This is a genomic window from Virgibacillus doumboii (assembly GCF_902806455.1).
Classification (GTDB): domain Bacteria; phylum Bacillota; class Bacilli; order Bacillales; family Amphibacillaceae; genus Lentibacillus; species Lentibacillus doumboii.
The window spans coordinates 672,973-697,796 of the sequence record NZ_CADCWQ010000001.1 but is presented as its reverse complement, the minus strand read 5'-3'; the positions used below and the strand labels follow the sequence as shown (position 1 = coordinate 697,796).

Sequence of the window (24,824 nt, the reverse complement as noted above, 5' to 3'; positions counted from 1 at the left end):
AAGTTTACTTCCCAACCAATTAATGAAAAAAGAAACAAAAGGAGTTGATAGTGTGACACTTATTGCAGATAATCACCTTGCCGATTCCGCGCGGCTGAGTTTGTGGATCGGCAACAGCAAATAGCTGAAAATAACCTTAATGAACAGCAACTTCATGAAGTGAATGAAGCACTTAAACGGATGGAAAAGGGCACCTATGGAATTTGCGTGGACACCGGAAAAGAAATCCCTTTAGAACGGTTAAAAGCGGTGCCTTATGCAAAAAGAACGGTGGAAGCTGAGGAAGACCATCAAAATCAAACAAATGCAAATGGAGACGAAGACACAACAAGACTATTGAAGCCAAAAAGGGAAATGGAAGATTCCAGAAAACGTACACTTGTAAGAATTGAATATCCTTAATTATAAAAAACACCGATTTCCTAAGAAAGGTCGGTGTTTTAAGGAGATAATATTGTCTGAAAACCAATAGTCATTTTTATAACCTTCTACCTCTTTATAAAAATACGTTATTTATTAGTGTAAAATTCCTTAACTGCTTCAACTTACCCCATACTACCAATGCTTAATCTTTTCATACCAAAACATGGGTAAAAATAAATGGACTTAATGGCTGATACCAACCATCCCTTCATAGTTTTTTAATGAAGGAAACTCATTTTGGTTTATAAACCTATAATATTTCCGTACAGCATTTTGATATGCTCCATTACTGTCATTCAATCTACGTCGGATGTGAATCAATAATTCATACGTCTTTTGATCATCTTTAACCACTTCATCCAAATTTACTTCTAAGTCCCGTTCTACTTTCCTAGCTTTTGCCAATCGTGAATTTATTGCTTTATGCTTACTTTGAATACTCTCTTGCTGAGTTAAAAACCTAATAAATTTTTCTTCTCTCATAATTTTTCTCCTCCTAAAAATAAATTTCTTACATACGAATATACAGGAAAAAATTGTAACTGAATTAAACAATTTTATTTGTAAACAATATTCAACGATTGTCTATGATAAAGCAGTGTTAACAATCAAGGATGATTTATCCATTAAGGAAAAAGTAAATATTCACTTGGCTTTGCTTATTTTCAGATTTTGGACAAGATCATTAAAAATACAAAGGTGCACAAAAACTATTTACTTCTATAAATACTTAAAAACCGCTAGCTCCAATGTTTTAACACATCGAAGCTAACGGCTGATAACTTTTCCAATTTTAACGAATTACTATACTTCACCCTACCTCTCACTCTCAAAAACTATACCATTCTGACGCCTAGCTTCCTCCGTAACCGAAAGCACTTCACAACTAAGCTCTTTTAATTCCTTGTATGACTGAACATCATTAGTTCTAACTATCTCTGCAAAAGCTTCAATTTCGTAAACCATATCCTGATCAACAGCGTTTGTTTCAATAGGTGTAGTTTGTTTTGCTTTTCGATCAATATATGCGAGATTATTAATTTGGGCTGCATTTTCGAATGTTAATGTTCCGGTTTCCCCATGTATTTCACAAGGAATGTAGGAAGTGGTTATTTTTGAACACATGACCGTGCAGATAAATCCATCATAAGTTAATACGAGGGTACCACTGCCATCCACGCCGGATTCTAAAATTACAGGTTTATAAGAAACACTGTCAGGCTTTCCAAACAAGGCAACTGCCAAGTATAAAGGATAGACACCCATGTCCATAAGTGCTCCTCCTGAGAATTCCAGTGAAAAGACGTTTGGATTTTTTCCATCTAAATAATTATCGTACTGGGATGAGTATCGACCGCGATGTAGAATGCAACTGCGAACCGTTCCCACTTTCCCCAGGCTAGCCTTCAAGCTCTGGAAGTTTGGCGAATATATACTGCGAATCGCTTCGAATAGATATACATTGTTTGCTTCAGCAACTTGATATGCTTCATTTAGTTCTTCCGTATTTGAAAAAATGGGCTTCTCACAAATAACATGCTTCCCATGTTTCAAAAAAGTTATAGCATGTTTATAATGCAGCGAGTTGGGCGAAGCAATATAAACGCAATCGAAGTTGGTACATGCAGCCATTTCTTCCAAATCAGTAAAAAAATCTTTTGCATGATGCTTCTCAGCGAAGCTTTTTGCTTTTTCTTCAGAACGTGAATAAACAGCATGAAGTTGAAAATCATTTACCTCTCTGGAAGCCTGAATAAATGCTTCTGTTATCCAGCCAGTTCCAATTGTCGCATAATTCATTGCCTTCCTCCTTCCAAAACATCAAGGTCCTAAACTTCATTGCTAGTCAGGATCTTTTTTATCCGTGCCGCTGCTTCTCGTGGATCTCCCGACTTTGTGATGGCACTGCCGACAATCACTGTATTCGGTCCTTTTTTTACAATATCAGGTAAAGTGTCTTCATTGATGCCACCTGCTACAGTAACTTCAAAGCCTAAATTGTTAACCAGGGAAAACAACCCGGTATCAAATTCCCCCTCTTTTTGCTTGTCCTTACCGACATGAAGGCTTACTAATTCGACACCTATATCCTTGAGTTCCTGCATGCGCTGTTTGCTTGAAACCTCAAGCAGATCAACCATAGTCCGCGTTTTATATTTTTTGGCAACATCAATTGTATCCGTAATTGTCAAATCGGATGAAAACGCCATAACCGTTGTAATATCTGCTCCTGCCTCATAAGCCTGTTTTGCTTCATGGCCTCCTGCATCACACGTTTTCATATCGGCTACAATTGTTTTATCGGGATATTGCTCACGCATTTCGCGAACTATTGTCATCCCATATTCCTTAATTACACCGGTACCTACTTCAATCCAATCAATGGATTCTTTCGTCTGGTCCACAATACGAAAGCACTCATCCCATGTTAGCCTGTCTAATGCTAATTGCAATTTCATGTCAACACCTCCAATTTAACGCTCAATATTTTCTTTTTCTCCCAGTTTGATTTGGACATCTTCCAAATATGGCAATCCTTCATTATCCCCTTTGACACTAACAACCATAGAACCAATTGTATTAGCAAATTCTATCGTCTTTCGAAGTGGCCATTCGTTCAAATAACCATAGATAACACCTGCATTAAAACCATCACCGGCACCAACTGTATCGACGACCTTTGCCGGCTTCACTGAGGGTGCTTCTATTATTTCTCCATTGAAATAACCTACAGAACCTTTATCTCCCTGTTTCACTGCGGCAAAGCCAATACCCAATTCTTTCGCTTTTTCGATGATTACTTTTGGATCTTTTTCACCCAGAATAATTTCCATCTCTTCATCGCCAGCGAGCAAAATATCAACATCAGGCAAAATATCAGAAAGAACTTTCCTGGCTTCGTCTTTGCTCCACATCTTCAACCGAATGTTAGGGTCAAAAGAAACCTTCAGCCCATATTTTTTTGCCAGTTCAATGGATTTTTTAATAACATCCTGGTTCTTCGGATCAATCGCCGGATAAATTCCCGTAATGTGCAAAATTTTTGCTTGTTGAAAATAAGCTTCATCCAATTCATCCGGGGTTAATGTAAGTGTTGGTGATTTATCACGATAATAAAATGTCCGAACATCACCGCTCTCCATAATTTCCTTGAAATTCAATGATGTCGGATAGCCTTCTACTAATTCAAGCTGAGAAATATCGATTCCCTCTCCACGGGCAAAATTACGGATATACTTTCCAAATTCATCATCACCAAGACGGCTAATCCAACCGGCATTGAGACCTAAACGGGCACATCCTATGGCAAAATTCAACTCTGCCCCACCTATTTTTCGCTCAAAACCATTGACAAAGCGCATAGGCCCAGTTTTAACCGGATCGAATGCAATCATCGCTTCACCTATTGTTATTACATCATTCACAACTGTTCCTCCTTGTGTCTCTGCTCTGTAATTCATTTATTTACAAGCGTTACTCCTTCACTTTTACCAACGATGGCTAGATCTGTCATGTCAGTAAATAGACCTGTTTCAACGACTCCAACCATTGACTTTATTCTGCTATGCAGCCGTTTTGGATCTGATATGCCATTAAATTCACAGTCCAAAATATAATTACCATTATCGGAAATAAAAATTTCGTCATTCTTTTTTCGGAGTGATGTACTGCACCCCAATTGCACAATATTCCTTGCTGTTGCTTCATATCCAAAAGGAACGACTTCGACCGGTAACGGAAATTCACCAAGTTTCGTCACCATTTTTGACTCATCAGCGATAATAATCAATTTATCAGCCAGCGCATCTACAATTTTTTCACGGACAAGTGATCCGCCCCCGCCTTTAACCAGGTTCAGCTGACTATCAATTTCATCAGCTCCGTCAATTGCTAAATCAATGGACTGAACGGAAGCAAAATCAGTTAATGGGATGCCGAACTCCTTCGCCCAACCCTCTGTACGAGTAGAAGTTGGAATCCCTTTAACTTGGCGACCTTTTTCGATCAGCAAACCTACTTGTTTCATCATCCAGTAAACTGTAGAACCGGAGCCCAATCCAATTGTCATACCATCTTCAATAAAATCTGCCGCACGCTCCCCGGCTAGTTTTTTATAACGGTCAGCTTCACTCAGCATTTAAACAACATCCTTTCCAAGCAGACAATGACCCCATTATTCATCTGGAGTCATTGGGTACTATATCTTCACCATCTGTACATCATACTAAAATAAGGCTGGATTAATCATCTTAGGAATATAGAATGCTACTTCCGGGAAGAAAGCGATAAACAATAATACTACTACAACAATTCCGATAAATGGTATGACCGCTTTAAATGACCTTTCAATCGATATCTCACCTATTTTCGCAGCTAAAAGCAAACATAATCCGTATGGAGGTGTTATTAAGCCTACTGCCAGTGTAATTACTACAATTAATCCTAAATGGATCGGATCAATTCCAAACATTGTTGCTGCAGGTAATACTACCGGCACAAACAGAATCATTGCCGGAATTGCATCCATAAATGTTCCTACAAAAAGGAAAAATGCAATGATAATGATGATAAAAAGCCATTTTGCATCAATATTATTGTTAAAGAATTCTTGTGCAAGTGCACCTAATTGATAGTAACTCATTAATTCTCCTAATGCACTTGCTGCAGCTAAGGCAAACAAAGATAAGGAACTTAATCCCAGAGTATCTACCAAAATTTTTGGTATATCACGCACTTTTAAAGTTTTATAAAAAAACATACTAATTAATAACGTGTATAAAGATGCCACAGCTGCTGCTTCTGTTGCCGTGAAGAATCCTGTAATGATTCCACCAATAATAATTACCGGTGTCAGTAATGCGGGGAATGCTTCCAGTGCTAATTTGAACAATTTCTTCAGCTCTGTCCGAGCAAATTTAGGGTAATTATTTTTTAAAGCCATAAAGTAAATGAAAACCATCATGGCCAGGCCAATCAAGATACCAGGCACAATACCACCAAGAAATAGTGCACCAACTGATGCATTTGTAAGTCCTGCAAAAATAATCATCGGAATACTTGGCGGAATGACCACACCTACTGTTGATGAAGCTGCAGTTACTGCCACTGCTGTTTCCGTGTCATAACCTTTATTCTTCATACTAGGAATAAGAATCTTACCTACGCCTGCTGTGTCAGCCTGTGAAGCACCTGATACACCGGCAAACATCATCGACACTAAAATATTCGCATGAGCAAGTCCGCCTCTTATTGGACCCACAATTGCAAGTGATAGTTCGATCAATTTTTCGGAGATTTTCCCGGAATTCATCAGATTCGCTGCCAGGATAAACAACGGAACGGCCAGTAATACAAAGGAATCCAAACCATTCAGCATTTTAATTGGAACTGTCAATTCGGGAATATATTCAATATCCATTATACCCAGCAATGCAACAATTCCAATGACAAAAGCAATCGGTATCCCGATTAGCATTAATACTATAAATAAAGCTACCAATATAAACCCCATTATTTAAGCGCCCCCTCTTCTTTCCATGTTTTTACGTGCTTAGCAAGATGAGAAAGCGTATAAATAATCATTGTTGCACCCATAATTGGGATGGAAATCCAGACATATCCCATTTTCATTTCCGGTAGTGATGTCCAATTGTAATTCCAAAAATTCTGTACTACTTTTATACCGTAGTAAAAAATGGCTGTATTAAATAAAAGTAAAATTAGATCATTAAAAATACTTAATAAAATCCTGGGCTTCCCTTTTAATTTTTTCGTTAAAAAATCAAAGTTAAAGTGCTCCCTTCGATTCACCATTACTGCTGCACCCATAAAGATTGCCCAAATGAACGAATAGTTTGCTACTTCAACCGTCCAAATGGCCGCGATGCCCAAGTGTCTTGTTGTTATCTGAATCATAATGACGATAAAGAATAATGATAAAAAGAGCACCCCTATCGTCAATTGAATTTTCTCGAGCACTTTCACAAAACGATCCACTGTATACCCTCCTAACAAAAACTTAAGGAAAGGACACAACGAAGTGCCCTTCACTTAAGAATGCAATACCTTACTTGGCATCTCTAATTTTTTGTAACATATCTTCTAAACCAAGCTCTTCAGCTGTTTTATCATGTAAAGGTTTTGCCAAATCGATGAATGGCTGACGGTCGATTTCATTAACTTCTGCACCATCATCAATTGCTTTTTGTTTATATTCTTCTTCTTGACTGTAAAGTGATTCACGTTCAGCTTTAACAGACGCTTCAGCTGCTTTCAGGATGATTTCCTGCTGCTCTTTAGTATACTTGTCAAATTTGTTGCCATTTACCAACAAGAAGCGAGTTGTATAGTCATGTCCTGTTTCTGTAATATATTTTCCGTTTGCTGTCGTATGATGGTTTTGCTGAACAAAGTATGGGTATGCGTTTTCAGCAGAATCAACTACGCCCTGCTGTAATGCTTGATACAATTCACCCCATGCTACGTCTGTTGGAACAGCACCTGTTTTTTTCCAGTAATCCGCTACAACACCAGATGTTTGCGTTCTGATTGTCATACCTTCCAAGTCGTCCATAGATTTGATCGGTTTCTTACCATAGTAATGACGAACACCAGCAGTCCAATATCCAACCAGCTTGAAGTCATTGTTTGATTTCTCATTAATGATTTGGGCCATTTGGTCGCCAACTTCACCATCAACAACTTTTTCCCAATGATCATAGCTGTCAAATAGGTAAGGCATTGCGAATAGGTTTACTTCATCAATACCTGTTTGTGTCATGAATCCTGGAGAAACAAGTACCACGTCAGCAGCTCCAAGTTTTAGCTTCTCAACCAGTTCTGATTCCTCTGTACCAATAGTACCAGCATGTACTTCTACTTCGATATTGCCATTAGATTCACTTTCAGCAACTTCCTTAAATTTCAATAATCCATCCTGATATGGGTTTTCAGGGTCTGTTTGGTTGTGTGCTGCAATAAGTTTAATTTTTTCTCCTTCACCGTCTCCCCCTGATCCTTCGCTGCCTTCACTTCCGTCGTTTCCGCAACCTGCGAGTACACCAAAGGTTACGAAGATTAGTGCAAATGCCCAAACTTTAAAGTTCTTCATGGATAAATCCCCCTCCAAATAATTTATTTAATTTCATTCACTTTATCTGCAAACTGTCTTGCCTTATCAGTTAAAAGTCTGTAATCATCCGGTGTGTTCAACGCTTTTACATTGACTAAGTTGCTGCCAATACCTACCGCAACACCTCCTTTAGTAAAATACTCATTCATATTTTCCAGCGTAATGCCCCCAGTTACCATGAGTGGTATGTGTGGCAATGGACCATGAATATTTTTAATATAATCCGGTCCAAACGCATTGGCTGGAAACACCTTCACCATTCCTGCACCATTTTCATAAGCTGTCAAAATTTCTGTCGGTGTCAATGCACCGGAAATAGTAAGAATGCCATAGCGGTTAGCCATCCTGATAGTGTCAGGGTTCAAAGTTGGGGAAACAATGAATTTCGCCCCTGCCATGATGACTGACCTGGCCGTCTCCGGATCTAAAACAGTACCTGCACCTATAAGTACTCTGTCTGCGAATTCTTCAGCTGTCCGCTCAATCAAGGCTGTTACTTTCGGTGTTTCCGCCGTAATTTCAATCGCCTTAACACCACCTTTTTCAAGTGCTTCAACAATTGGAATAATATTATTTTCATCCGCTTTTCGGATTACTGCGACAATCGGATTTTCATTTATCTTTTCAAAGACGTTCATTCTTTCACCTCCAGCAAAGCATTACTCCAGATTGGCATGTCGTTTGTTTAATTGTTTTTTGTTTGTTCCGTTTTCCAAAAGATGAACCATTAGAGCGTCGAGCAATAAATGTGCCGATTGGTCAAATTGGCTTCCCAATGGTTGGATAGTATCAGGTTCATGCGGTTCACGCTTTTTGGTTGCAGCCGGGATAAAAACTGTACAATCTGAGAGTTGTCCGATTTGGGAGTCTTTGTTTGTGGTAACAAGTGCCAGTTTAGCCCCGACGTTTGTTGTTTTCTCAGCAAATTGAACCAACGAACCCGTGCTCCCTGATCCCGATATGATAATTAATAGATCTTCATCCTCAATACTTGGAGTAATTGTCTCTCCAACAACATAAACGGGGAAATCACTTTGCATAAGCCGCATGGCAAAAACTTTTCCTATCAAACCTGAGCGGCCGGTTCCCGAAATAAAAACCCGTTTTGCCTCTTTGATTTTATCTTCCAGTGCAAGTACTTCATCTTCATTAATATGGTTCAAAACTTCAGCAATCTCGTTTGCAACTGTTGTGATAGTTTTACGCATTGATTATTCCCCTTTCATTTCCGGATGCAAAGTTTTTAAAGCCTTAGATGATTCCCGAGCAATTAACTTTGGGGAAAACCTTTCGATATTAGCTTCCTTTTCTTCGCTGCTTTTGTTAGTTATTTTATCTAAAAGAAACTCTGCAGCTTGTTTTCCCATACCGAATGTCGGCTGGGCAATTGTGGTAATGGAGGGATGATAGATATCAGCAAATGAGACATCGTCAATCCCGATTAGAGCCAAATCTTCTGGTATTCTCTTCTGGCTTTTCTTTGTGCTTTTTAAAATCTCAATCAAAGCAAGGTCATTTCCGGCAAGGATAGCCTCGGGAGGATTTTCCAGTGACAGCATTTCCTGTAATTCTGATTGTATATCATGAATTTCAGCACTTTTGATGTAATCATTCATTACTGGGAAACCATGTGCCTCAAGCGCTTTTTTATAACCATTTATCCGTTCAATTCTAGGTGTAACATTTTTTATAGTTGATGTTGTTACAATCCCGATACGTTCATAACCATTGCGGACAAATTCATCAATTGCCAATGAAGACGCTTTCTCGTTATCCAGCATAATCGAACTTATCGCTATTTCCGGCACATGCCGATCCATAAAAACAATCGGATAATTTTCGTCGATCATACTTTCATACAAATCAACATTGTCACCTGTAGGGAAAATAATAATTCCATCAATTTGCTTAGCTCTAAGCATGTTTATATATTTCTTTTCTTTTTCCGGTTCGTCATCTGCATTACACACAATGATGTGGAAGTCCATTTCATGGCAAAAGTCTTCAATTGATCGAATGACCTGAGTTGAAAACTCATGCATGATATTCGCGACGATAACACCGATTGTGGTTGTTGATTTCTGTTTCAGACTTCTGGCCACAATATTGGGTTGATATCCTAATTCCTCAATGGCCTCTTCTATCTTTTCTTTCGTTTTCGTACCCATATAATCATATCTTTTATTCAGAAACTGCGATACGGTACTTTTCGAAACACCCGCATGTCGCGCAACATCTGTGATTGTTACCGTTTGCATTGTTACTTCTCCTATGAAATTATTTATTTACTAAACCGGTTTAGTAAATCGGTTTAGCTAAAGTATATGATAAATGTAAGCGTTTTACAACCCTTTTTTAAATTATTTTTATAAAAAAATTACGTTACACCTTTTGAAAAGGCTTTAAGGCGGGCTCTACGGGCAATGTTATAAAATCAGCTTGTAAAAAGTGGAAATATAATAATGCAAATACTGGAACGGAGTATTGTTCTTCCAGAAGTTGTTAGACAAGGAGTTCTCCCCCTATTCCCTAGCGTAGAGGTTATTCAACCTCCCCCCAATCAAAAACCACTCCCATTTCCGACGTACGATCTTTAAGTAAAGCTTCATATACTTTAGGTGCCTCCATTGGCGAACAACGACTTGTAATTAAATCCGATACCTTCATCCGCCCCTGTTTCAAATAGTCAAAAAATAACGAAGCCATTTTCCCGGCTGTCCAAGGGTTAAATTCCGTTCCCACTTGAGGATACATCATGCCATGGATACCAAGGATTGATATCGAGTCACCTACCACACGGGGACCTAAATGCTGAAGTGATGGGGTCGTACTATCACCCAATAATATCAGCCGGCCTAACTTTCTTAACAGCAAGGTGGATGGCGCCAGAACATCGGGATGTCCTGTTATATCAAAAACAACATCCAGCATTTCACCATCCGTTATCTCTTCTACTTTTTTTGCAGCATCATTAATATCCTCATTTATGACATGTGTTGCACCATGGTCTAACGCCATGTCCAAACGCGAACTGACAGGATCAATTGCAACAATTTTACGGGCTCCCATTAGCCTGAGATATTGAACGACCAATTGACCCAGCATTCCTAAACCAACTACACCGACTGTTTCACCGAGGTGAAGTTCAGCTCTTCTGACACCAAGCTGGGTAGTTCTGGCCAGTGTATTCCACGTCGCCTCTTCATCTGTAACAGTTTCAGGTATTAAAAAAGCATCGTCCTGATGAATCGTAAAATACTGCTGATGTTCAGTCCAGGATGAAATGCGATCTCCCGGCTTTAAATCGGTAACACCTTCTCCTACTCTCACAACTTCAGCAGCCATACTGTACCCTGGATGGAAAGGATAACTTATAAAATCTTCCCAATATGTTTCCTTATCATATTGACCTTTTAGACAGGAAAGCTCAGTACCAATACTTATTAATGATTTCTTTGCAGCACATAAAACTTCTCCATACTTCAGCTCAGGAACCTGTTCTTCCTTTAGTTCAACTACCTGTTTTTTTGAAAAAACCACATTCTTGCTTTTCAATGTAAGCCCCTCCCTCATGTTTTAGCCTTATAAAGCAGTGAATGTTTTTTCTTTGGCCGAATTAATCGCCGTTTCGCATATTTTTACTGCTTCGATTGCCTCATTCAGAGTGATATCCGGTTCTTTACCAGAAACGATACAATCCTTAAAATGCTCTAACTGGATCTGATATGGATTTTTATCCTCCTCAAAATCAGGTAGTGTAACACCCTCCACTTTATTCGAAACATCTGCTCGATTATTTAAAGCTACTATCCCTTCATCCCCAGTAATTTCAACAGATGTTCCAAATTCTTTAAAATGACCCCAGGAAGCATTTATCGTTGCGATCATATCGTTTTCAAATCTTAATGTTACCAACGCATACTCTAACGGCTGATTATGTAAGGTTTGATTGATTCGTACAGCTGAAACCTGCTTAACTTTTCCAAAGGTCCATAATAACCAGTCTATATCATGAATGATCAAGTCTAAAATAACGCCGCCGCTGTAATCCGGATTACTGTACCAACTATCAGGACTGGCAGGATAAGGGCCTCCCCGACTTAAATGTGCCAAAGTCGGCCTTCCAATGGTACCTTCCCTTAACTGATCATGAATTTGTCTGTACTCAGGAAAGAAACGCAATACATGCGCCGGAAACAATCTCACATTATTTGCCTCACATAAATCCTTCATTTCCATACATTCCCGAACATTGAGTCCAAGGGGCTTCTCACAAATGATATCCTTTTTAGCAAAAGCTGCCTTTTTTACAAACTCCTTATGTAAAAAAGTAGGAAGACAAATATCCACCAGATTAAAGTCCTCTGTTTCTATTATCTCCTCAAAAGATGAAGCGGCTTTACAATTATACTTCTGCGCTAATTGATTTGTTTTTACAAGTTTCCGCCCAAAAATTGCTACAATCTCCACATCACTCATATCACTCCAAGCGTTAAGATGTGTTTCCCCCATAGATCCTGTTCCAATAACAACAACTTTAAGCATTTATATTCCTCCCCCTTTACAAAAGAATCCTTAAAAAAACTCCCCACTTCGTTCAAAAAATATGATAATGACTTAATTTTATCACAATTCAAAAATAAAATAAGCATCACTAGTAACCCTCACTAAATAACGTCAAAATATATCACCTGATTTTATGAACAAAAAAGCCACTAGCTTTAATGTATTATCAACATTAAGCTAGTGGCTTTTTAAGTTTCGTCTTCTCCCGCCTTCTCACCATCATCAAGATCCAGCCAGGAAAGCATTTCATGTACAACCGTATTTATTTTTTCATCAACGATTTCATTCCCGTACTTTGCCTTGGCCCGTTCAATGTCCTTAGAAACATCCTCACGAAATTTAATCGTAGGAACATCGTTTTCAATCTCATTGAATAAATCAATCATGGCTTCGTTCCCCTGCTGAATCTGGTCAATGGCATCACTGTACTTTTTATAATCACTTTCATTTGCCTTCATATGTATCACCCACTATTAGGGTGTCCGGAATGTGTAAAATAATTCCATAAAACGTTGTGCGATTCGACAAAATCCGGGTGGTGACAGGCACCGCCTAACAACCTATCTCCCTCATGACTTGATTAATATCCACCGCATCAAATCCTTTCTGAAAAGAACTATCAACCCTGACCGCCTTGCCAAAATGGTATTCCTTAGCTCCAACTACTCCATGAATGTCTCCTATATTCGCCGGTGACAAACCCGACCCCGGCATGATTACAGGGCCATCCAGTTCTTTTGACAAATTCACAAGGTTACGAAGCTGCACACGACCCTGTTCACAGTTGCTCGCTCCACCAGATGTCAAAATACGTTTGACATGTTTCTTGAATTTCGAAAGCACCCGATACGCCGCTTCCTGCGAGGCAACTTCATCGAAAGCCCGGTGGAACGTAATATCCATCTGTGGCGCCATTTGTATGATTTCCTTCAGCGCCTCTTCATCTATCGTATGATCGTCATTCAACCCTCCAAACACAATTCCGTTCCCACCCAAGTCCAGGACCGCCTGAACGTCAGCCTTAATTATTTCCATATCTTCCGCCGAATAGCAATAGCCGTAACTGTGCGGACGAATCATCACTTGAACCGGTATTCTCACGGTCCCAAGCACCTGCTTTAATGTACCAAAACTCGGTGTCAGACCGCCTTCCTGGATGGCAGATACCAGTTCAACTCTGTCAGCACCAAGTTTTTCTGCCTCAACAGCTTCCTGTTTATTCTGAACGATAACCTCCAGCATATAATCTTACTCCTTATAATGTAATTTTTGTTTCACCGATGATTTTTCCAATGTCATTATAAATGTCATATGACCGGATCCCCAGCAACCGATGAAAAGCTTTCATCGTCATTCACGATGTCCGCAACGTATTCGACGGCAGCTTCTCCTGGGCAAAAAAATCTTAAAATTTTTCGACAAAATTCGGGAAGTGACAGGCACCCCCCCTATTCCAGCAATCCAACCATCTTTAATCCATAATAAATTCCATCCTCATCAGCATTTTTAGTGACAAATTTTGCTGCCTTTTTCACTACATCCTCTGCATTTCCCATCGCAACACTATTTTTCACCAGCTTCAGCATTTCGATATCGTTCAAACCATCGCCAAATGCATAAATGTGTTCAGGTGCAATTCTCACCCGTTCCATAATTTTTTCAATGCCTTTTGCCTTTGAACCGCCGCGTGGCAATACATCAACCGAAGCCGGATGCCAGCGGATAAGATCAAATTCATTGAACCGCTTTTCGTAAACCGATTCTTCCCCATCCGTGCAAAAAAGCAGTGCCTGATAAATGTCACGGCCGATATAATATTCCGGATCATATGTCAAATCTTGCGGGATTTTCAATGTACCAATCGCATTTGTTACAGACTCGTCATTTTCCTTATTTGACCGCCAGTCCTCATGGTCAATATAAACCACTGGATGATCCCGCTTCATAGCAAAATCAGTCAACTTCTCCAACGCATCTGTGTTCAGCGGGTTTTTATAAACCACTTCGCCCTGATAAACCACATATTGTCCATTAAGTGATACATATGTATTAATGTTCAGTTCGCCCAGAACATGTTTGAACGCAAATGGCGTCCGGCCAGTTGCAATTGCAACAATGTGACCCTCATTTTGAAGCGCCTGAATCGCCCGTTTAGCTGAAAGCGGTACTTCTTTTTCCGAATCAAGCAATGTATTATCAAGGTCAAAAAATATTATACTTTGTGTCATAGTAACTTCCTCTCTTGGTTTATTGAATCCTATTTAGTAAACACATTCTCTCCCGACTTTCCGTGGCTCTCTCCCGGGTTCGCATGCACTCTTATCTCACCCGCCACTCTCAGCAGTCTCTCTCTGCCTTTTTAAAAAGAACGAAAGGAATAATCCTGTCACAGCAAACAAAAATGCAACCAGAAAGGCATTTTTTACACCAGTCAAATAGTTGGCGGGGTCTACAACTACCTCATTCCCTGAACCGGCTCTGCTGATAAAGGAAATAATAAACGTCAGCCCCAGTGAGCCCCCGAACTGGCGCGCCGTATTGATCACTGCAGTTCCGTGGGGAATCAGTTTATCGGGCAATGCATTAATACCGGCAGTCATAATCGGCATATTAATCAATGCCACACCACCCATGGCAACCATGAACAGGACCATCGTCACAACAAACGGCGTATCAAGTCCCAAAATCAGATAAAATCCAAGTGTGCTGAAACATAACAGCACAAATCCGATAATCGCGATTATTTTGCCACCGTATTTATCAAATAACCTCCCTGCCAAAAGCGACATAACAGCGAGGGTCAGGGCGCCGGGCATCACAATCAGCCCGCCATAAAACGCCGAGAATTGCTGAGCGTTTTGCACATACATCGGCAAAATAGTTTCGGTGGATATAAGTAAACTGAACGATAAAATGGACACAAAAGAAATCAGCGCAAAAACAGGCACTTTGAGCACACGAAGTTCGAGAATTGGTGTTGGCAGCCGGAACTGCCGGAATACGAATAACCCCAGCGCCAGAGCACTCACTATCAGAACAGTAACTGTCACATCAGCTGTAATTGCACCTTCCTGTACTTTAGTGAAACCATAAAGTAAGCCTCCAAAACCAATCGTGGACAGAATAATGGATAAAAAGTCAATCTCTGTATTTCGCTGCTTCGCAATATTTCGCATAAACAGGAATATACAAACGATAATAATTGCTGCAATCGGCAGGGTTAGCAAAAATAATGAACGCCATTCGAAATAGTTAATGATAATACCGGAAATCGGCGGTCCAACCGCTGGCGCAACGTTAATCACCAGCCCGGCAATCCCCATCGCATATCCTCTTTTTTCCCTTGGATACATTAGAAACAACAGTGTCTGCATTAACGGAATCATAATGCCTGAACCCATTCCCTGAATAACACGTCCCGCTATCAGAACAGGAAACGAGGGCGCAAACAGGCAGATGGCAGTACCTGCAAAAAACAAAAGCATCGCACTCATCATTAACGACCGTGTTTTAAATTTATCGATAAAATAAGCTGTTACCGGGATCAGTACAGCGATGGTTAACATATAGCTCGTTGTCAGCCATTGAACTTCTGTTGAGTTAATATCAAACTCATTCATGATTTTAGGAAAAGCCGTAATGAGCAAAAATTGAGTCAATACAGATAAAAAAGCAGCCGATAATGCTATCGCTACAATTAACCGCCGTTGCATGTGCGTCAGCTTTGCCTGTGCCATCTCACCTGCCTCCTTTCTCCGTAACAGAATCTACTCACCATCTTACATGTCACACGAAATTTCGGCAATCGGAACCTTCCAATGTAAAAAAACATACGTCCGCACTATATAAATCACTTCTCAATCCTCGCGCAATACGATGAGTTCTAAGCATTACCATACTGTTCAGATCACAAAAATAAGCCGCATCACCTCATCAGCGATACGACTTCTGTACTTCATTTTATAATCCTGTTACCGGCTTTGTCTGTCAACACTTGTCACTTTCCAGCCTTTTTGATCAACCCATTGGAGATTGACAACATACATCCAATCCTGAACACCTTCAGGACTGACTTTGCCGACCGCTTTCTGCGGACCGCCGCCATTTTCCAGCCGCCAAAGCGTCATGCCATCATCCAGTCCTGTTGCCATTTTAATCGCTTTTATTTTTTCATTCCAGTCGACTGAACCTCTTTCATAGCTGGATGTATGCTCACCGGTCTGGGAAGTGCCGATAGGTTCGCCAACCTTATCTGGATTCGGGCCTTCTTCGTCCTTATTGGATTCATTATCACGTTGGTCATTCTCTGTGTCATCGTTGTTTTCGTCATTTTCAGATTCATCACTTTCTTCAACTTCCAGGCGGTCAATCGCGTTTTCATTCTTTCCTGATTCACCTTCACCCTGGCCGCCGCTGTCTTTCTCATTGGAAGTTGTTGAATCAGATTGCTTCTCGTTATTTTCATCATCAGTGATTGTAACTTCTTCCTGATTGTTATTACCGCTGCCATCCGCATTGCTGTTCTGCTCGTCTTCAGCAGTATTGTTACCGCCAAATACAATGTTTGCTCCAACAATTAATATAAGAGCAAAGATCACTATGATTAGCGCGTTTAGGATTAAATTACGTTTGCTTTACCGCTTGCGAAACATGTCAGTTCTGCTTCTCATGTTAATCTCCTTTCCAAACCCAACCGAAACGATACTAATTTGGAGAACAGTTTGCAGTTGTCCATTCTTAAAAAATTCTATTCCAAACTGCTACCTGAAAAATCGGTTTATCACTGCACCGACTGACTGAACAGCCGGCTTAGAAACATTAAAAGACTACCATTGTTTTGTATCAATCAGTAACCTCAGATATAGTCTATTCGTTTATATTCGAGCTTTTTCTAGGGTTTAAGCTTAAGTTGCCTGTCAACCGGGGTTCTTTCGGCTCCATATCGAATCCAGTTTTTCCGTCATCCCCTTCACTATTACAATCGAACCTCACATAAGAAAAGTGGCATGGAAAATAAATAAAATTTCCTGCCACTTTTTCGATCTCTGAAACGATAGTATTAGTGAAGGATGTATTTTCTGCTTTAGCAGAAAATGACATGTTAAACTATACTAACAGTGAAAAATATTTTTAAAATTCCTGAACAAAGGAGTTATTACATGATTACATTAAAAAATATCCAACATGCAGATGAACAAATCTCTGACATTATCAATGATACGCCAATCCTGAGTTCTACAGAGCTTTCTTCTATTTGCGGAAACAAGATCTTTTTAAAAAGTGAACATTTACAGAAAACGGGATCCTTTAAAATAAGAGGGGCAACGAATAAGGTAAAACAGGTTGTTAAAGAAGGGGCAACTTATGTGACTGCTGCTTCATCAGGAAATCACGGGCAGGCCGTTGCTTATATTGCAAATACGTTCGGGATTCCAGCGACAATTGTTGTGCCTGAAGATGCATCTGTAAGTAAAATGAAAGCCATTCAAGCATACAATGGAAAAATTAAAAAATGCGGAACAACCTCCGCTGAAAGAATACCCAAAGCTAAGGAACTGGCAGCGGAAAAGAAAGGTGTATTTATTCCTCCATATGATGATCCTTATATTATAGCCGGGCAAGGCACCGTAGGACTCGAGATATTGAAGGAAATAGATGATGTGGATATCGTGGTTGTTCCAGTTGGTGGCGGAGGTCTAATTTCCGGTATTTTAACTGCTATTAAACAAACGAAGCCGCACGTTAAAGTGATTGGAGTCGAACCGGAAATAGCTCATGATACATTCCTCTCACTTGAAAACGGGATGATAACATCAATTCCCGGTACAAGGACAATTGCTGATGGGTTACGAACAAGTCAACCCGGTGACATGACATTCCCAATCGTGCAAAAATACTTGGATGACCTAGTTTTAGTAAGTGAAAATGAGATCCAGCATGCACTATTTTTTGTTCTCGAAAGAATGAAGCAACTAATTGAGCCATCAAGCGCTGTGGCAGTGGCCGCTGTGATGTTTGATAAATTGGGCGTAAGAGACAAGAAAATAGCATGTGTCATCTCAGGTGGTAATGTGGATTTACGGAGGTTAGCAGAGCTATTTCCAGAGAAATGATTAAGTAATTCTACAAGATGAATAAAAACAGAATTAATGCTTGGGTTATACTCACAAAATTCCGTCCGTGCACATCGACAAAATTCGGGTGGTGACAGGCACCGGAAACTAAAAAAAGAAGGGTTGCAGATGGCTAAACGAAGAAACAGGTCGAACACACCACGCCATAAACGGTTGAACCGTTCTTCAAGATTGGACGCAGCCAAACACTGGATACCAAAGTATGAAGGTAAACATCTTGTCAAAGGTTACAGTAAGCATTTTGGTGTGGACAAACTTTGTGCTGTTAAAGAATTAGAAATACTTGGATATCCTATCAAACCTTCGTACAAGAAACAACTGCAAGAGAGCATACATCTGAATCAGCGAAATGTTGGATTACAACATAATGAAACAGAGGATGAGGAAAGTAACGAAACATTCGCATATATTGCCGGATATACACCAGGTGGCGCTCCGTATGGTATAACTTGGGAAGAACTGGACGAAAATGAATGATACTGAAACTGAAAGGAGGCTATCCATAATGAACATAAAAAAGACAAAAGCAGAACGGAAACGTGATCGTGAAATTTTGAGTCTTTATCATAAATATTTGACTGAAAAAGAACTGGAACCCCTTTACGAACAGTTTAAACAATGGAAGACAGGACACTTACCATACGACGAATTAACGGAATTAATCCATGAATTTCATAAAAAGAACCAGGAAATATGGAAGACGTTTAATTACGATAATGATGAATATTTGGTTTTCAGGGCAAAACAAGAGCTGGATATGTTTAATGAAAAAGATCTGGAAAATGAACTTTATCAACGATTGTGGAGTTTATATGCTGACTAATCCACCTCATTGAATACTGGTTGCTAGAATGAATATAAGACCTATTACACTTGCAACAAATTGAACCTTTCCATATAGAACGGAGGCCTATGCATTGCATAGGCCTCCTGCGTCATTACAGACACAGCTTTATTGCTGTGGATTACGTAATGTAATTTTTAGTATATGTTATTACCATAAAAACATGTAGGTAAACGAAAAACAACCACAAAGGTTGTTTTTCGGATCGCGTCATGATAAACGTAACTAGAAACCACGAACTTTTAATGTATTTTAATTACAGCGTTTGACCTGTTAGTGTCAATAAGTTCAAAAAGTCCAATTTCTTTTTGCCTCCGGATTCAATTCCCAATCTCCTTCCAGGTGCCGATTACATATATATAATTCATTTCACCTTCATTTCTTCTACTACATACTCCCTATACTTCCTCCGTTTCTCTTCCCCATTACCAGAAAAACACCCAAGTACAACTTCCATGTTCAGCATAGGAGCCCTGGAAGTGTGCAAGTAATAGCGGTAGCTGCTCCATCGATAATCTTCCGGTCTTGTCACCATGCCTGCAGCAAACGGATTCAAATGGATATAACGACTGACCTCAAGCATGCTTAGTTCAGTATTTATGATCTTATCAAAATATCGTTTCTCAAATACGTGACCAGTAAGACCGTTCTTTGTATTGTAGTAATCGGCATATCGCTTATTTAAGAGGGACATCACTTTAGAAATCGGTTGTTCCCTGGAGCGCATTTGCAGGTGATAGTGGTTGGTCATCAAACAATAAGAGGACAGTTCAAAAGGGGTTTTCTTGTTAACCGTCTGAAGTATGAAGAGGAATGTTTTAAAATCACCGTCATCTTTAAAAAGGGCATCCCGGCGGTTACCCCGGCAAACAACATGGTAATAGTAATCCGGAATCCACATTCGCCTTTTCCTTCCCATTTGCCTAATCACTCCCTTCAAAACAAGATAGTTACTATAACAATATCCTAATCCTTTACAAAGGACAATCGAGCAGTGATGAGCGGAAATCAAGTTTAAATGACATATTCATGTTTAAAAATCTATTTTAAGCACCCATAATTCAAGTAAAAAGCAAAAACTGCACAATAGTCAGTTTAAAAAACTAAATGTGCAGTTTCTGTAAATTTTATTCGACAAAATTCGAGTGTTTTCGGGAAGTGACAGGCACCTAAAACAACCTTCTACCCCAACAAATCATCAGTACTCTCTCCCAATTTCGGAGCCTCTCTGCGAATTTCACCGGGAGTTCTGGATAATTTGATGGGGGTTCCAATTTGTTTTAGCGGACCCATTGTTGAATGATTCACAGTTTTAATCATCTCACGCGCTAAAACCTGTGGATCCTTAATAACCTCTTCAAAATTTAATACCGGTGACACACAAGCTTCTATATCAGAAAATAATTCGAGCCATTCTGATAGTGTTTTTCCGGATATAATTGTTTGGATTTCATATTTCAGGCGATATTGTTCTTGTAATGGCGCTTCGAGCAACGGGATAAAATCATCTCTTTCTATAACACTGCAAAATTTCGCCCAAAACTTTGGTTCCAAAGCACCCACAGATAGATAGCGTGCATCTTTCGTTTCATAGATTGCATAGCATGCCCTTCCGCCATCAAGCATTTGCTCACCACGTTTTGGAACAGCATTGGCTGATAAGTAACCAGGAAGAACGGTTTGCAACCAGGAAACAACTCCATCCATCATGGAAACATCAACAAATTGCCCCTCTCCGGATTTTTCTCTTTCGAACAAAGCAAGCAAGATGCCCACTGCAGCCGGGAATGCACCCCCGCCGATATCAGCAATTTGTGTTGCCGGAATTACCGGACTACTTTTCTTTTCACCCATTAAATTCAGCAATCCCGCATAACTCAGATAATTGATATCATGGCCAGGTCTGTTTGCATATGGTCCGGTTTGTCCGTAACCTGTAACAGCACAATAAATAAGTCCGAGGTTTATGTTTTTCAAAGTCTCGTAACCCAGGCCAAGCCGCTCCATCACACCCGGACGAAACGATTCAACAACCACATCGGCACTTTCAGCCAAGCGAAGAAAGTCTTCCTTTCCTTCTTTAGATTTCAAATTTATACTGACACTTTTTTTGTTCCGGTTGAGCGAATGGAAAAGAGCGCTGTCCTCGTCAAGCTTCGGTTCATAGATTCTTGCGTAATCACCGGTATTTGGATCTTCAATTTTAATAACCTCCGCGCCGAAATCCGCCAGCAGCATAGTACAGTAAGGACCCGGCAACAAACGGGTTAAATCAAGAACACGAATTGATTGCAGCGGCAAATCCATCCCCCCTTTTAATTCAGCAAAACCCGGAGAGCATCGGACAACTCCCCGGGAATAGTATTCGACAAAATTCGGGTGGTGACAGGCACCGCTAAACCTTCTGCCACCTCCCAAACCCCTAGTTCACTTTCTTCGGCCCTTCCCAGTGCATCTCTCTCAAGCGATATTTTTGCATTTTTCCTGTCGCTGTTTTTGGTAAAGCCTCCACGAATTCTACTGCCTTTGGTGCTTTAAAGTGCGCCATATTATCCCGGCAGTATGCTATTATATCTTCCCCGGTAACATTCGTATTTGGATGCAGCACAACAACTGCCTTGGGAACCTCTCCCCATTTTTCATCCGGAATTGCAATAACAGCTGCTTCCATTATATCCGGATGCTTAAATAACACACCTTCAACTTCTGTCGAGGAAATGTTTTCACCGCCGGAAATAATTAAATCCTTGGCACGGTCTCTGATTTCAATAAACCCGTCCGGATAAGTAACTGCCAGATCACCGGTATAAAACCATCCATCCTTAATTGCAGCTGCAGTCTTTTCTTCATCTTTGTAATACCCTTCCATCACAACATTTCCACGGGTAATAATTTCGCCTAGCTCTTCACCATCCCAGGCGACTTCTTCACCATCCGGATGAATGACTTTGGTTTCCCCGTTAAAAGCTAACTCAATTCCTTGTCTGGCCTTTATTGTTGCCTGTTCATCGGCTGTTTTTGAATCGAACTCTTTTTTCCACTCACAATACAAAATAAATGGGGAAGTTTCTGTCAGTCCATATACATGAATCATATTCAGGCCCAGGATTTGCTGGGCATTATTAATCAGAGCAGCCGCCGGTGGTGCACCTGCTGTTGCCATACGCGGGCTCGTCTTGATATTTGTTTCTTTGGCTTTCTCATCATTGATAAGCATATTAACGACTGTTGGGGCACCACACAACAGTGAGATTTTTTTACTTTCAAATAAATCAAGTATCAGCGGCGGGTCTACCTTGCGCAGGCATACATGGGTACCTCCTGTCGCCGTAATGGCCCAAACTCCACCCCATCCATTCGCATGAAACATCGGCAATGTATGAAGATAAACATCATCATGACTAACACCAAGGTGAAACATAAAGTTTGCCGCATTGATATAATTACCTCGATGGGTCAACATCACCCCTTTTGGCTTTGATGTCGTTCCGCTTGTATAATTTATAGTCAGCAGTTGATTTTCGTCTATTTCAACTTCCGGAGGTTTTTTATCTTCCGGAGTATGTTGAAGAAAAGCTTCATAATCCACACCATTTAACGACGTCGACTGTCCCGGAACCGATACAACAACAATCTGTTCCAATGAAAGGCTATCCACGATCTCCTCAATCGGACCAGTGAACTCCTCATCAACAATCAGCATTTTCGCATCACTGTGATTAATGATGTACTCCAAATCCCCCGCCTGCAGACGATAATTTAACGGAACCATTGCAGCACCAATCTGGCAAATTCCATAAAAGCACTCCAGCATATAATGTGTATTCGGAAGCATCACTGCAACGTGATCACCCTCCCGTATACCCGCCTCATTCAGGGCTACAGAAAGCCGGTCTGTCCGCTTGCCAAATTCCTTATACGTAAACTCTTTTTCACCATCAATTACAGCAGTTTTTTCTGGGTAGTATTTCACTGCCCTTCGCTTCCAGTCCAATGGTGTTAATGCAGAAAACAATTGAACCAACTCCTTTTTATTTTGAATATGTTCTAACCTTTCAAATGAGTTTGTCATTGTTAGCGCTTACAACAATGATATATTACCGACTTTTGACTTACAAGGGGAAAGGACTAAATTTTTAAAATTATTAAATAATATGAATCTCAGTCCAGGAACTTGATAAAATTTGGAAATTTTGCCGATGAGGATTTTCGACAAAACTCGGGTGGTGACAGGCACCCTACCAAATTTCACTAAACTCTGATATAATCCAACCTAATAAAAAGATTGCAGGAGGAGAAATAGTATGAAACGCACTCCAGAATCCCTTTTTGAGAATATTGCTCAGGACAATGAAGTATTACAAATGTTTAGACATCACTCTTTACGTGTTATGTATTTATCATCAATCCTGGCCAAAAAAATCGGTTGTTATGATGATGATTTAAGGGTTGCAGCATTTTTGCATGACATAGGCAAAATAGGTATTGCAAAAGAAATTTTATTAAAACCAGGTAAGCTGACTACCATGGAAAAAACGATTGTTGAAAGTCATTCCCACATTGGAAATACCATTATTCGAAAAGAGCTTGGAAGAACTCGTGCTGCAGAATTCATCAGGGATCATCATGAAGATTGGAAAGGAACCGGATACCCACGCCGATTGATGGACGAACAAATTTCTGTCCAAGGCCGAATTATTCGAATATGCGATTCTTTCGATACGATGACTTATGATATACGGAACTACAAGCTAACCAAAATGTCCTATCATGAGGCATTTGAAGAATTAAGAAGATGTTCCTGGATTCAGTTTGATGGTAATTTGGTAGAAACTTTTATTCAATTGTTGATTGAATTAGAAATTCCTGATTCCTGGTATGATACCTATAATTCAACATTCATGGAAAAAATATATAAAGAAATAGAAAATCCGGCAGATATTTTATAATTAGCATAAAGACCACCTTAAAATGATATATAAGTTGGTCTTTTTATTTGGAGTGCTAAAAAGCTGACATCAAAGGTGAATCCCTTTCCCATTTTATTCGACAAAATCCGGGAAGTGACAGGCACCTGCACCTTTCCACAGACACCCTCCTATCTACCCATCCCTCTCTTCCAAAACATCTTTAATTATCTCAATATGTAACGCGGACCATGCTTTTTCTTTAAAATGAAAAAAGGAGCTCACCGTTAACAGCATCAGATATATCGTAATAAAAATCAGCCAAACCAGAATACCATTCTTAAACAAAAGTTCCTGAACCTTGTCTGAGAATAGAAATAATAGCCAGGGAATAGCCGTGACATAAATTGGAATGATACCTGTTCCATTTTGTTCCTTCACCATTCGGTAATAAATTAATCGAAGTGTTTCACTTTCAAGGGATTTATAAAAAGATTTTATTTCAGCAGCTTCCCTAATATCCTTATTGAAATTGATATCCTTTTCATTCTTTAAAATCAGAAATAATTTATGTGCATCACCTCGAAAAGAAAACATCCAAATCCTCCTATTTCAGGACGCAGAGACAGGGCCCGTCCCACAATCTTCATTAACTCCCACGGCAAGGTTCAAGTTATATTTGCAAAGAGTTTACCAATACACATAAACTACAATCTTCCCAAAAATATAAAGAATATACTTACGTCCAACCAACGAACAAGCAATTATACATTGGGAGTACAAGTACTATATAAATAGCTTTGGTGATGGCACCCATC

Annotated in this window: 27 protein-coding genes; 5 read left to right on the top strand and 22 right to left on the bottom strand. The window is 39.8% G+C overall.

Annotation, left to right across the window (positions count from 1 at the left end):
* Positions 1 to 102 precede the first annotated feature (102 nt).
* A complete protein-coding gene (locus tag G6R02_RS03325; RefSeq protein ID WP_164667834.1) occupies positions 103 to 402 on the top strand; it encodes a TraR/DksA family transcriptional regulator in 300 nt (99 codons plus the stop codon).
* A 204-nt stretch (positions 403 to 606) separates the two neighbouring features.
* Here the strand turns inward: G6R02_RS03325 and G6R02_RS03320 are convergent, their stop codons facing one another.
* The 18 genes from G6R02_RS03320 to G6R02_RS03235 all read right to left on the bottom strand — a co-directional run bounded on the left by G6R02_RS03320 (position 607) and on the right by G6R02_RS03235 (position 16,719).
* Positions 607 to 906 carry a hypothetical protein gene (locus G6R02_RS03320; protein WP_164667833.1) on the bottom strand — a complete coding sequence of 100 codons (300 nt, stop codon included), beginning with the start codon at positions 904 to 906 and terminating at the stop codon, positions 607 to 609.
* A gap of 333 nt (positions 907 to 1,239) precedes the next feature.
* Positions 1,240 to 2,223: a Gfo/Idh/MocA family protein gene (locus G6R02_RS03315; RefSeq protein ID WP_164667832.1), complete on the bottom strand. Its 984-nt coding sequence runs from the start codon at positions 2,221 to 2,223 to the stop codon at positions 1,240 to 1,242.
* Positions 2,224 to 2,252: 29 nt separating this feature from the next.
* Positions 2,253 to 2,882 carry a 3-hexulose-6-phosphate synthase gene (gene hxlA, locus G6R02_RS03310; protein ID WP_164667831.1) on the bottom strand — a complete coding sequence of 210 codons (630 nt, stop codon included), beginning with the start codon at positions 2,880 to 2,882 and terminating at the stop codon, positions 2,253 to 2,255.
* Positions 2,883 to 2,897: 15 nt separating this feature from the next.
* Positions 2,898 to 3,848: a sugar kinase gene (locus G6R02_RS03305; protein ID WP_164667830.1), complete on the bottom strand. Its 951-nt coding sequence runs from the start codon at positions 3,846 to 3,848 to the stop codon at positions 2,898 to 2,900.
* A 32-nt stretch (positions 3,849 to 3,880) separates the two neighbouring features.
* Entirely contained in the window at positions 3,881 to 4,561 is a 681-nt protein-coding gene (gene rpiA / locus G6R02_RS03300) for a ribose-5-phosphate isomerase RpiA (RefSeq protein WP_164667829.1), read from the bottom strand.
* Positions 4,562 to 4,648: 87 nt separating this feature from the next.
* On the bottom strand, positions 4,649 to 5,935 hold the full coding sequence (locus tag G6R02_RS03295; RefSeq protein ID WP_164667828.1) for a TRAP transporter large permease: 1,287 nt from the start codon (positions 5,933 to 5,935) through the stop codon (positions 4,649 to 4,651).
* A complete protein-coding gene (locus tag G6R02_RS03290; protein ID WP_246202506.1) occupies positions 5,935 to 6,420 on the bottom strand; it encodes a TRAP transporter small permease in 486 nt (161 codons plus the stop codon). The genes G6R02_RS03295 and G6R02_RS03290 overlap by 1 nt, the downstream gene beginning before the upstream one ends.
* A 70-nt stretch (positions 6,421 to 6,490) precedes the next feature.
* Positions 6,491 to 7,534 (bottom strand): TRAP transporter substrate-binding protein, encoded by a 1,044-nt coding sequence (locus G6R02_RS03285; RefSeq protein ID WP_164667827.1) that lies wholly within the window; start codon positions 7,532 to 7,534, stop codon positions 6,491 to 6,493.
* A 23-nt stretch (positions 7,535 to 7,557) separates the two neighbouring features.
* Positions 7,558 to 8,193, bottom strand: coding sequence for a bifunctional 4-hydroxy-2-oxoglutarate aldolase/2-dehydro-3-deoxy-phosphogluconate aldolase (locus G6R02_RS03280; protein WP_164667826.1), 636 nt, complete (start codon positions 8,191 to 8,193; stop codon positions 7,558 to 7,560).
* Between the two features lie 21 nt (positions 8,194 to 8,214).
* Entirely contained in the window at positions 8,215 to 8,763 is a 549-nt protein-coding gene (hxlB, locus tag G6R02_RS03275; protein ID WP_164667825.1) for a 6-phospho-3-hexuloisomerase, read from the bottom strand.
* A 3-nt stretch (positions 8,764 to 8,766) separates the two neighbouring features.
* Complete coding sequence (locus tag G6R02_RS03270) at positions 8,767 to 9,813, bottom strand: substrate-binding domain-containing protein (RefSeq protein WP_164667824.1); 1,047 nt, start codon at positions 9,811 to 9,813, stop codon at positions 8,767 to 8,769.
* Positions 9,814 to 10,096: 283 nt separating this feature from the next.
* The gene (locus G6R02_RS03265) at positions 10,097 to 11,110 is read right to left on the bottom strand and encodes a zinc-dependent alcohol dehydrogenase (protein ID WP_164667823.1); all 1,014 of its coding nucleotides are present in this window, start codon (positions 11,108 to 11,110) and stop codon (positions 10,097 to 10,099) included.
* Between the two features lie 27 nt (positions 11,111 to 11,137).
* Positions 11,138 to 12,100, bottom strand: coding sequence for a Gfo/Idh/MocA family protein (locus G6R02_RS03260; protein ID WP_164667822.1), 963 nt, complete (start codon positions 12,098 to 12,100; stop codon positions 11,138 to 11,140).
* A 209-nt stretch (positions 12,101 to 12,309) separates the two neighbouring features.
* On the bottom strand, positions 12,310 to 12,579 hold the full coding sequence (locus G6R02_RS03255) for a hypothetical protein (protein WP_164667821.1): 270 nt from the start codon (positions 12,577 to 12,579) through the stop codon (positions 12,310 to 12,312).
* Positions 12,580 to 12,673: 94 nt separating this feature from the next.
* Entirely contained in the window at positions 12,674 to 13,363 is a 690-nt protein-coding gene (locus G6R02_RS03250) for a copper homeostasis protein CutC (protein WP_164667820.1), read from the bottom strand.
* A gap of 206 nt (positions 13,364 to 13,569) precedes the next feature.
* Entirely contained in the window at positions 13,570 to 14,349 is a 780-nt protein-coding gene (locus G6R02_RS03245; RefSeq protein WP_164667819.1) for a Cof-type HAD-IIB family hydrolase, read from the bottom strand.
* Between the two features lie 96 nt (positions 14,350 to 14,445).
* On the bottom strand, positions 14,446 to 15,858 hold the full coding sequence (locus G6R02_RS03240) for an MDR family MFS transporter (RefSeq protein ID WP_164667818.1): 1,413 nt from the start codon (positions 15,856 to 15,858) through the stop codon (positions 14,446 to 14,448).
* A gap of 234 nt (positions 15,859 to 16,092) precedes the next feature.
* Positions 16,093 to 16,719, bottom strand: a complete 627-nt coding sequence (locus G6R02_RS03235; RefSeq protein WP_164667817.1) for a YrrS family protein — start codon at positions 16,717 to 16,719, stop codon at positions 16,093 to 16,095.
* 561 nt (positions 16,720 to 17,280) lie between these two features.
* Between G6R02_RS03235 and G6R02_RS03230 the strand changes: the two genes are divergently transcribed.
* The 3 genes from G6R02_RS03230 to G6R02_RS03220 all read left to right on the top strand — a co-directional run bounded on the left by G6R02_RS03230 (position 17,281) and on the right by G6R02_RS03220 (position 19,078).
* Positions 17,281 to 18,234 (top strand): threonine ammonia-lyase, encoded by a 954-nt coding sequence (locus G6R02_RS03230; RefSeq protein WP_164667816.1) that lies wholly within the window; start codon positions 17,281 to 17,283, stop codon positions 18,232 to 18,234.
* 129 nt (positions 18,235 to 18,363) lie between these two features.
* On the top strand, positions 18,364 to 18,732 hold the full coding sequence (locus G6R02_RS19895; protein WP_205520044.1) for a hypothetical protein: 369 nt from the start codon (positions 18,364 to 18,366) through the stop codon (positions 18,730 to 18,732).
* Between the two features lie 28 nt (positions 18,733 to 18,760).
* Positions 18,761 to 19,078 carry a hypothetical protein gene (locus G6R02_RS03220; protein ID WP_164667815.1) on the top strand — a complete coding sequence of 106 codons (318 nt, stop codon included), beginning with the start codon at positions 18,761 to 18,763 and terminating at the stop codon, positions 19,076 to 19,078.
* A 385-nt stretch (positions 19,079 to 19,463) separates the two neighbouring features.
* On the opposite strand, the gene G6R02_RS03215 is transcribed toward G6R02_RS03220, so the two are convergent.
* The 3 genes from G6R02_RS03215 to G6R02_RS03205 form a co-directional block, all read right to left on the bottom strand.
* Positions 19,464 to 20,018, bottom strand: a complete 555-nt coding sequence (locus G6R02_RS03215; RefSeq protein WP_164667814.1) for a transposase — start codon at positions 20,016 to 20,018, stop codon at positions 19,464 to 19,466.
* A gap of 263 nt (positions 20,019 to 20,281) precedes the next feature.
* Positions 20,282 to 21,406 carry a CaiB/BaiF CoA transferase family protein gene (locus G6R02_RS03210; RefSeq protein ID WP_164667813.1) on the bottom strand — a complete coding sequence of 375 codons (1,125 nt, stop codon included), beginning with the start codon at positions 21,404 to 21,406 and terminating at the stop codon, positions 20,282 to 20,284.
* A gap of 115 nt (positions 21,407 to 21,521) precedes the next feature.
* The gene (locus G6R02_RS03205; RefSeq protein ID WP_164667812.1) at positions 21,522 to 23,114 is read right to left on the bottom strand and encodes a long-chain-fatty-acid--CoA ligase; all 1,593 of its coding nucleotides are present in this window, start codon (positions 23,112 to 23,114) and stop codon (positions 21,522 to 21,524) included.
* Positions 23,115 to 23,403: 289 nt separating this feature from the next.
* Here G6R02_RS03205 and G6R02_RS03200 point away from each other — a divergent pair, with 289 nt between their 5' ends.
* Positions 23,404 to 24,048, top strand: a complete 645-nt coding sequence (locus G6R02_RS03200) for an HD-GYP domain-containing protein (protein ID WP_164667811.1) — start codon at positions 23,404 to 23,406, stop codon at positions 24,046 to 24,048.
* 153 nt (positions 24,049 to 24,201) lie between these two features.
* Here G6R02_RS03200 and G6R02_RS03195 read toward each other — a convergent pair whose 3' ends face one another.
* Entirely contained in the window at positions 24,202 to 24,603 is a 402-nt protein-coding gene (locus tag G6R02_RS03195) for a hypothetical protein (RefSeq protein ID WP_164667810.1), read from the bottom strand.
* Positions 24,604 to 24,824: the final 221 nt, after the last annotated feature.

Bases quoted from the DNA above. Each gene is read 5' to 3' on its own strand.
- G6R02_RS03320 (WP_164667833.1), bottom strand. From the start codon at position 906: ATGAGAGAAGAAAAATTTATTAGGTTTTTAACTCAGCAAGAGAGTATT.
- G6R02_RS03315 (WP_164667832.1), bottom strand. From the start codon at position 2,223: ATGAATTATGCGACAATTGGAACTGGCTGGATAACAGAAGCATTTATT.
- hxlA (WP_164667831.1), bottom strand. From the start codon at position 2,882: ATGAAATTGCAATTAGCATTAGACAGGCTAACATGGGATGAGTGCTTT.
- rpiA (WP_164667829.1), bottom strand. From the start codon at position 4,561: ATGCTGAGTGAAGCTGACCGTTATAAAAAACTAGCCGGGGAGCGTGCG.
- G6R02_RS03295 (WP_164667828.1), bottom strand. From the start codon at position 5,935: ATGGGGTTTATATTGGTAGCTTTATTTATAGTATTAATGCTAATCGGG.
- G6R02_RS03285 (WP_164667827.1), bottom strand. From the start codon at position 7,534: ATGAAGAACTTTAAAGTTTGGGCATTTGCACTAATCTTCGTAACCTTT.
- G6R02_RS03280 (WP_164667826.1), bottom strand. From the start codon at position 8,193: ATGAACGTCTTTGAAAAGATAAATGAAAATCCGATTGTCGCAGTAATC.
- hxlB (WP_164667825.1), bottom strand. From the start codon at position 8,763: ATGCGTAAAACTATCACAACAGTTGCAAACGAGATTGCTGAAGTTTTG.
- G6R02_RS03270 (WP_164667824.1), bottom strand. From the start codon at position 9,813: ATGCAAACGGTAACAATCACAGATGTTGCGCGACATGCGGGTGTTTCG.
- G6R02_RS03260 (WP_164667822.1), bottom strand. From the start codon at position 12,100: ATGCTTAAAGTTGTTGTTATTGGAACAGGATCTATGGGGGAAACACAT.
- G6R02_RS03255 (WP_164667821.1), bottom strand. From the start codon at position 12,579: ATGAAGGCAAATGAAAGTGATTATAAAAAGTACAGTGATGCCATTGAC.
- G6R02_RS03250 (WP_164667820.1), bottom strand. From the start codon at position 13,363: ATGCTGGAGGTTATCGTTCAGAATAAACAGGAAGCTGTTGAGGCAGAA.
- G6R02_RS03245 (WP_164667819.1), bottom strand. From the start codon at position 14,349: ATGACACAAAGTATAATATTTTTTGACCTTGATAATACATTGCTTGAT.
- G6R02_RS03240 (WP_164667818.1), bottom strand. From the start codon at position 15,858: ATGGCACAGGCAAAGCTGACGCACATGCAACGGCGGTTAATTGTAGCG.
- G6R02_RS03230 (WP_164667816.1), top strand. From the start codon at position 17,281: ATGATTACATTAAAAAATATCCAACATGCAGATGAACAAATCTCTGAC.
- G6R02_RS19895 (WP_205520044.1), top strand. From the start codon at position 18,364: ATGGCTAAACGAAGAAACAGGTCGAACACACCACGCCATAAACGGTTG.
- G6R02_RS03220 (WP_164667815.1), top strand. From the start codon at position 18,761: ATGAACATAAAAAAGACAAAAGCAGAACGGAAACGTGATCGTGAAATT.
- G6R02_RS03215 (WP_164667814.1), bottom strand. From the start codon at position 20,018: ATGGGAAGGAAAAGGCGAATGTGGATTCCGGATTACTATTACCATGTT.
- G6R02_RS03210 (WP_164667813.1), bottom strand. From the start codon at position 21,406: ATGGATTTGCCGCTGCAATCAATTCGTGTTCTTGATTTAACCCGTTTG.
- G6R02_RS03200 (WP_164667811.1), top strand. From the start codon at position 23,404: ATGAAACGCACTCCAGAATCCCTTTTTGAGAATATTGCTCAGGACAAT.
- G6R02_RS03195 (WP_164667810.1), bottom strand. From the start codon at position 24,603: ATGTTTTCTTTTCGAGGTGATGCACATAAATTATTTCTGATTTTAAAG.